This is a genomic window from bacterium (assembly GCA_035703895.1).
Classification (GTDB): domain Bacteria; phylum Sysuimicrobiota; class Sysuimicrobiia; order Sysuimicrobiales; family Segetimicrobiaceae; genus Segetimicrobium.
This window is the reverse complement of sequence record DASSXJ010000060.1, coordinates 1-6,951: the sequence shown is the minus strand read 5'-3', so window position 1 is coordinate 6,951 and position 6,951 is coordinate 1. Positions and strand designations below refer to the sequence as shown.

At 66.5% G+C, this 6,951-nt stretch carries 10 protein-coding genes; 9 read left to right on the top strand and 1 reads right to left on the bottom strand.

From position 1 onward, the window contains the following. Positions 1-375, bottom strand: a 375-nt coding sequence (locus VFP86_04420; protein ID HET8998869.1) for a hypothetical protein, incomplete at its 3' end; no start/stop codon positions are given. Between the two features lie 280 nt (positions 376-655). Here VFP86_04420 and VFP86_04415 point away from each other — a divergent pair. The 9 genes from VFP86_04415 to VFP86_04375 form a co-directional block, all read left to right on the top strand. Continuing rightward, entirely contained in the window at positions 656-1,852 is a 1,197-nt protein-coding gene (locus VFP86_04415) for a peptidoglycan DD-metalloendopeptidase family protein (protein HET8998868.1), read from the top strand. Between the two features lie 233 nt (positions 1,853-2,085). Then, complete coding sequence (locus VFP86_04410; protein ID HET8998867.1) at positions 2,086-2,367, top strand: ubiquitin-like small modifier protein 1; 282 nt, start codon at positions 2,086-2,088, stop codon at positions 2,365-2,367. 2 nt (positions 2,368-2,369) lie between these two features. Further along, positions 2,370-3,227: a ParB N-terminal domain-containing protein gene (locus VFP86_04405; GenBank protein HET8998866.1), complete on the top strand. Its 858-nt coding sequence runs from the start codon at positions 2,370-2,372 to the stop codon at positions 3,225-3,227. 13 nt (positions 3,228-3,240) lie between these two features. Then, the gene (locus VFP86_04400; GenBank protein HET8998865.1) at positions 3,241-4,140 is read left to right on the top strand and encodes a cysteine synthase; all 900 of its coding nucleotides are present in this window, start codon (positions 3,241-3,243) and stop codon (positions 4,138-4,140) included. Between the two features lie 74 nt (positions 4,141-4,214). Further along, complete coding sequence (locus tag VFP86_04395) at positions 4,215-4,637, top strand: M67 family metallopeptidase (GenBank protein HET8998864.1); 423 nt, start codon at positions 4,215-4,217, stop codon at positions 4,635-4,637. Further along, positions 4,634-5,062: an Rrf2 family transcriptional regulator gene (locus VFP86_04390; protein ID HET8998863.1), complete on the top strand. Its 429-nt coding sequence runs from the start codon at positions 4,634-4,636 to the stop codon at positions 5,060-5,062. The genes VFP86_04395 and VFP86_04390 overlap by 4 nt, the downstream gene beginning before the upstream one ends. 123 nt (positions 5,063-5,185) lie before the next feature. Further along, the gene (locus tag VFP86_04385) at positions 5,186-5,869 is read left to right on the top strand and encodes a sigma-70 family RNA polymerase sigma factor (protein HET8998862.1); all 684 of its coding nucleotides are present in this window, start codon (positions 5,186-5,188) and stop codon (positions 5,867-5,869) included. Further along, positions 5,866-6,090, top strand: a complete 225-nt coding sequence (gene rsrA, locus VFP86_04380; protein HET8998861.1) for a mycothiol system anti-sigma-R factor — start codon at positions 5,866-5,868, stop codon at positions 6,088-6,090. Before VFP86_04385 ends, rsrA begins: the two co-directional genes overlap by 4 nt. A gap of 9 nt (positions 6,091-6,099) precedes the next feature. Further along, positions 6,100-6,951, top strand: an 852-nt coding sequence (locus tag VFP86_04375; protein HET8998860.1) for an exopolyphosphatase, incomplete at its 3' end; no start/stop codon positions are given.

Here is a 6,951-nt window from a genome sequence, read left to right as displayed (position 1 = left end):
GAGCGGTTCCTCATCCTCCTCCTCGTCCTCCGTGCTCCCCTCCTCGTGGGTGTGCTCGACCGGCCGGTCCCAGGGATCGTGCCGCATCGGCTCCAGGGGGGACACCGGCTGAGGAGTCGTGTACGACCCGAGGGGGATCTGCCCGAGGGTCGGGGCGGCGGGTTTCGGCCTGGGGCCGGCCGCCGCGCGCTTCGTGGCGACACGCTTCCGGGCCGGTCGCTTGGCCTTGGCCCGGGTCTTCGCTGCGGCTTTCCTCGGGCGGGCTCGACGGACACTGCGTTTAGCGCGGGCGGTCGTGCGGCTGCGTGCGCGCGTCGCACGCTTCCGGGACGTTTTGCGCGTCCTGGCCTTACCTCGGGCTGGTTTCCGTGCCATCCGTAGACCTCCCCTTTCCCGCCGAGAGAGATGAGCGGGCAGGTGATCGTAACGCCGGGGCGTTCCTTCGACGGGGCGATGGGTTTTCCTTTTCGGACGAGGTCCGGTGCGCGCCGGAGGCGCGCTCGCCCGCCGCGGCGGTGAGGGGAGGAGTTTTTCCGGGTCCCGCGAATATGCGGTTCGCAAACGCACGGGTTCTTGTGACCCAAACGGGCGTCCCGCCCGACCGATATACCTTCCGTCTTCATGCTGGCAGTCACGACATCTACCGGAGCACCGGATGCGGGAACGAACCGGTCTTTTTGGGGCCACTGTGTGTGGCGTGATTGCCATCCTCGCGACGACCCTGCCCGCGGCGAGTTCGGCTCAGCAGACGCCGCCGGCTCCTCCCCAGGTCGGCGGATCCAAGCCCGCGGTCTCAGGCGCGGCCTCGGCCGCCTCGATGCTGACACGCATTCAACAGCAGTTGTCGTGGCGGCGGCGGCGGCTGGCTCAGGTGGCCCGGCAAGAGCGCACGGCACTGGCCCAACTCTCCGGAGCCCAGGAGCGTCTTGAGCGCGCCCTCGTGCATCTCAATCAGACAGCGGTCGCTCTCTCCAGCACGCAGCGCGCCGTGCAGACCGCGACGCGGTCGCTCTCGGCGCTCACGACCCGCCTCGCGATGCACGAACGGCTCATGGGCACCCGCGTGCGGGCCTTTTACGAGCGCGGGCCTGTGGGGTACCTCGACCTCTTGCTCGGCTCCGCCGACGTTCGGGATTTCATCACGCGCTCCTATCTGGTCAGTCGGGTGGTCGAGCAAGACCTGGCCTTGTACCACGAGGTGGCGGCCGAGCGACACCAGCGCGAGGACGTGCAGGCGTCGCTAGTTGCGCACCAGGAGCAACTGTCTTCAGAGCAGGAGCAGTGGGTGGCGCGCAGGGAAGAGACGTCGAGGTTCGCCGACGAGCGCCGCCGGTTGCTCGAGCAAGTCCGGACCGAGCGCCGCGCACAAGAGGCCGCGATCCGAGAACTCGAAGTCGAATCTGCGCGGATCACCGAGATCATCCGGCAGTCGGCGCGGGGCGGCCGTCGAGGTCCGATCCTCACGCTGCGGAACGGCGAGCTCCTCTGGCCTGTGCCCGGTCGCGTCTCGTCCGGGTACGGATGGCGGATTCACCCCATCTTCGGGACGCGCGAGTTCCACACCGGGATCGACATCGCCGCCCCGTATGGCACGGCGATCCAAGCGGCGCAGGACGGGATCGTGATCTACAATGGGTGGATGCGGGGGTACGGGATGCTGGTCATTCTGGACCACGGAGGCGGGCTCACGACGACATACTCCCACCTCTCGGCCGGGCTGGTCCGGGTGGGCGATCATGTCGCCCGCGGCGCGACCATTGCGCGGATCGGCAGCACCGGGTGGAGCACCGGCCCCCATCTGTTCTTCGAGGTCCGGGAGGACGGCCGGCCGGTCAACCCCCTCGGTGGCTAACGTCCTGAATACGCAAACTCTGGGGAATGTTAGTATAGGAGAGGACGTTTCTCCAGGGAGAGCGATGGTAGCCGAGATGATCACCTGCATCTGTACGACCGATCGACGCCTGGCGACGGGGGGATGTCGCCGGGGATAAGACGGGCGTCCCGGCCCTCTAATACGTCTAATTTGATTGTCGAGCCGCGGCGCCCGTTGCCGCGGCGTTTGTCTTTTCTTTGGAGGTGGGGACCTTGGCACAGATCTATCTGCCGACGCCATTGCGCCGGCTGACCCGCGGACAGGCGAAGGTGGCGGCGGCAGGGCGAACCGTGGAGGAAGCGCTGACTGAACTCGAGCGGCGGTACCCTGGGCTGCGCGAGCAACTACGTGAGCCGAACGGGGAGGTCCGGGGGTTTATCAACGTCTTCGTGAACGGGGCGGAGATCCGCACCCTGCAGGGCCCTGCGACGCCGATCACTGAGGCCGACGAAGTCTCGATCATCCCGGCCATGGCCGGGGGAACCGGCGTGTAGGCGTGGACGTGTCGATCCGGCAACGCCTGCCATCGGTGGCGCGCGCCACCCCGGCGCTGCGTTTTCTCGAGATCTCCCGGATGCTTCCGCATGAGGATCCGGACCCCGGGCGCGTGCACCGGCTCGTCCGGGCGCTCCGGCGCGATGGGATCCTCCGAAATCCTCCCATCGTCACCCCCATCGCCGGCAGCGACCTGGTGGTCGTGCTCGACGGCGCAAACCGGGTGGCCGCGCTCCGCGAGATCGGAGTGCCTGACGTCGTCGCCCAGGTGGTTGATTATGAGACGCCCGAGATCTCGGTATCGACCTGGCGGCACTACGTCCTGGAAGCCGGGGAGTCGCTGCGGCAGCGCGTTGCCGCCCGGCTCGGGATTGGCATTGTGCCGGCAGCCGGGCCTGATGAGGCCGAACGTCGGCTGGGGCAGGGAGACGGGATCGCGGCGCTCTTTGACGGGGACGGCACCGTCGTCGTGGGGCCGGGGATGGATCCGGTTGAGAGCGCGGCGCTGCTTGGAAATCTTGTTGGTCTGTACGCGGGAACGAGCGAGACCTACCGAACCGACAGCTGGGACATCGAGGGGATGTCCCACGAGTTTGGGCGCGGCACGGTGGTCATCTTTCCCCCATTCGGGAAGCGCGACGTGTTGAAGCTCGCGACCGGCGGCATGCGCCTCCCCGCGGGGATCACGCGTCATCTCATCCCCGGCCGGGTGCTGCGCCTCAACGTCCCCCTGGCGTGGCTGCGCAGTCCGGAGGGGGTCGCGATCAAACAATCCCGCCTGGACCAGACCGTGGAGGAGCGGTGGCGAGCGCATGGGGTCCGGCACTACGCAGAAGCGACCTATCTCTTCGACGAGTAAGCCCGACGTTTCGTTGCTCGACCAGATCGGCGGGACGCCACTCCTCCGCCTCTTCCGAGTGACGCGAAGCCTTCCGCGATCCGTGGAAGTCTACGTCAAGGCGGAGTGGTTCAATCCCGGCGGCTCGGTCAAGGACCGGCCGGTGCTCCGCATGATCGCCGACGCCGAGCGGGACGGCTTCCTCACTCACGGGAAGACCATTCTGGACTCGACCTCGGGCAACGCCGGCATCGCCTACGCGATGATCGGCGCGGCGAAGGGCTACGAGGTGGAGCTCGTGGTCCCGGGAAGCGCGAGCGAGGAGCGGAAGCGTATTATCGTCGCCTATGGGGCCCGGATTGTCCTCTCGGATCCGCTGGAGGGCAGCGACGGCGCGATCCGGATGGCCAGGGAGATGCTGGCGGCGGCGCCGCAGCGGTACTTCAAGCCGGACCAATACAATAACCCGGCAAACTGGCGGGCCCACTACGATACGACAGGGGCGGAGATTCTCGAACAGACCGGAGGGCGCATCACGCACTTCGTCGCCGGACTGGGGACGACCGGAACGTTGGTCGGGACCGGCCGCCGTCTGCACGACGCCGATCCCGGCATCCGCGTGATCGCCGTCGAGCCCGACGCAGCGCTGCACGGCCTGGAGGGCCTCAAACACATCGCGAGTTCGATCGTGCCGGGTATCTATGACCCCGATGTCCATGATGAGAAGATCGGCGTCGCAACCGAGGCCGGGTATGCGATGGCCCGCCGCCTCGCCAGGGAGGAGGGGCTGTTCGTGGGTACATCGACCGGCGCCGCGGTTCACGCGGCATTCGAGATCGCCGGCCGGATTCGAAGTGGCGTCGTCGTCGTCATCGCGCCGGACGGCGGTGACCGCTATCTGAGCACGCCCCTATGGCGCTCCCTGGAGCGATAGGACGCGAAGGCGCCCGCGCGTGTTGCTCTTTTCGACCGGTTTCCGCTAAAATAGAGGGTCAGGAGCCCGTGGCAATGGCGCTGAAGGTCAGGCGGGACCATCTGGAGCAGATCATCGCGCAGGCTCGGGCCGAGGTCCCGAATGAATGTTGCGGGATGCTGGCGGGTCGAGGGGAGACCGTCGAGGAGGTGTTCCCAGGCCGGAACAGCGACCGGAGCCCTAAGACGTATGTCATGGACCCGAAGGACCAGTTGCGCGCGTTTCGCGCGATGGATGAGCGCGGGTGGGATCTTGTGGGTATCTATCACTCACACCCGCAGACGGAGGCGGTTCCGAGCCGGACCGATCGGGAGCGCGCAGTTGACCGAGACGGGAACCCGTTGTTCCCGGATGCCCAATACGTGATTGTGTCGCTGCGCGATGCGGCACGCCCTCAGGTCAGAGCCTTCCGGCTCCTGGAGGGCCAGTTTACCGAGGAGGAAGTGGTGATTGCATGAAGGTCAGTACCCGCGCCGAATACGGAATCCGGGCGCTCATGGATCTGGCGCAACAGTACGGCCGGGGACCGGTGCAGAGTCACGACATCGCGCGGCGTCAGGGGCTTCCGGAACTGTACCTCAATCAGTTGCTCGTGACGCTCCGCCGGGCGGGGCTCGTGCAGAGTAAACGAGGCCCCAGCGGGGGGCACCTCCTCGCGCGCGCGCCCGACCGGATCACCGTTGGGGAGGCGTTCCTCGTGCTCGAAGGAAGCGTCGCGCCGTGGCTATGTGTTGAGGAGACGGAGACCACGTGCATTTATGCGCCGGGATGCGGCTTGCGTCCGGTGTGGCAGGCGGTCAAAGAGGCGACCGAGCAGGTCCTGAACCGCACAACGCTGGCCGACATCGTTCATCAAACCCTGACCCCGTCGGGCTCATCCTGATTCCGACCGGGACGGTGGTTGCCGCACGGAGGGGGCACCCCCGCGGTGCCTTTTTGATTTTCCGCGGAATCTTCGCTCCGCACGGAGCGTTCTGCACACTGCACGGCATCACTGTGAAGGAGCGTGGCTGAATTGGAGAGTGCCGGGACTCCCAAGCCCGCCGGGCCGGAACTGGAACTGGGCCTTGCCGCCGGCGCGGCCCCTTCGATGGGGGAATCTGTCCCACATGCGACGAGCGCTGAGGACCGCGCCCGATTCGAGGGGCTGATCGGTGAGCAGCTCGACGGGCTCTACCGCTCGGCCCTCCGCCTCACGCGGAACCGGAGCGCGGCCGAAGATCTGGTCCAGGAAGTGATGCTCAAGTCGTGGCGGTCCTTCCACACCTTTCAGGACGGGACCAGTGTTCGGGCATGGTTGCATCGGATCCTCATGAATGCCTTCTTCGACGCACACCGGAAGCAGACCCGTGAACCGGAGATCGTGGAGCAGGAGGACATCGGCGAGTTTTATCTCTACGACAAGGTGACCGAGGGCGAGGCGCTGAGCGAGGCCGGCAACCCGGAAACCGTGCTCGAACACATCATGGATTCCGAAGTCCGTGAGAGTCTCGAAGCCCTGCCCGTCCAGTTCCGTTCCGTCGTCCTCTTGGCCGACGTTGAGGGCTTTAGCTACAAGGAGATCGCAGACATCCTCGGGGTCCCCGTCGGGACCGTCATGTCCAGGCTTTCCCGTGGCCGGCATCAGCTCCAACGGGGGTTGTGGGAGTTTGCCAAGGAGCGGCATCTTGTCAGGGGTGACGGGAGATGAACTGCGAAGAAGCTGTGGAGAAGGTATGGCAGTTCCTCGACAAGGAGCTCGACGGAGAGTCCTTCGCCGAGATGCAAAAGCATCTCGAAGAATGCCGTCACTGCTTCTCGAAGGTGGAGTTTGAGGAACGGCTGCGCACGATGTTACGCCGGTCGTGCTGCACCGAGCAGGCTCCTGCCGAGCTGCGAGAACGCCTGACCAAGCTCATCCGCCTCTTTTAAACACGGCGCGTGGCGCGACGTGCCGTCATCGATATCGGCACCAACTCGGTGCGTCTCTTGGTGGCCGATGTACACGGCTCACCGCCTCACCTCCAACCCGTTCTCCGCCATCTTCAGATCACCAGGCTCGGGGAGCGCCTCACCCCGAGAGGTCGAATCCAGCCAGAGGCCGCCGCGCGAACAGCGGAGGCGGTGAAACGATGCATCGCATTGGCGCGCGATGCCGGAGTTACGGTTCCTGTGCTCGTGGGGACGCACGCACTTCGCATCGCGCAGAACTCCGATGAGGTGGTGGCCCGATTCGAATACCCGGTTCGGATCCTCACCGGCACGGAAGAGGCGCGTCTAGGGTATCGGGGCGTCGTCGACGGGTTGGGCGCATCCCGGATTCGGTCCCGTCTGTTGGTAATCGATATCGGCGGCGGCAGCGTCGAGTTGACGTGGGGGCATCGAGCCCGGATCGAGGCGAGCCAAAGCGTCCCCGCTGGTGCAGTGGTCCTCACCGAGCAGTTCCTGACGCACGATCCTCCGCTGGCGACGGAGATCGCCGCGCTTCGCGACCACCTTACCCGAACGCTCGACCCCGGCCTCTCGACGGCGTTCCGCAAACCTCTCGGCATCGCGGGTGTTGGGGGGACGATCACGACGATGGCGGCGATAGACCAGCGGCTCTCACCATACGATCCCGAGCGGGTCCACGGTTACCGGCTATCCCGGCGTGCAGTTGACCGCCTCGCGGGCGAGTTGGCGGCCATCCCCGTGGGCGAGCGACGGTGCCTCCCGGGCCTGCAGCCCGAACGCGCAGACATCATCGTCGCCGGGGCGCTCGTCCTCCAGCATCTGCTCGCGAGAGGCGATGTC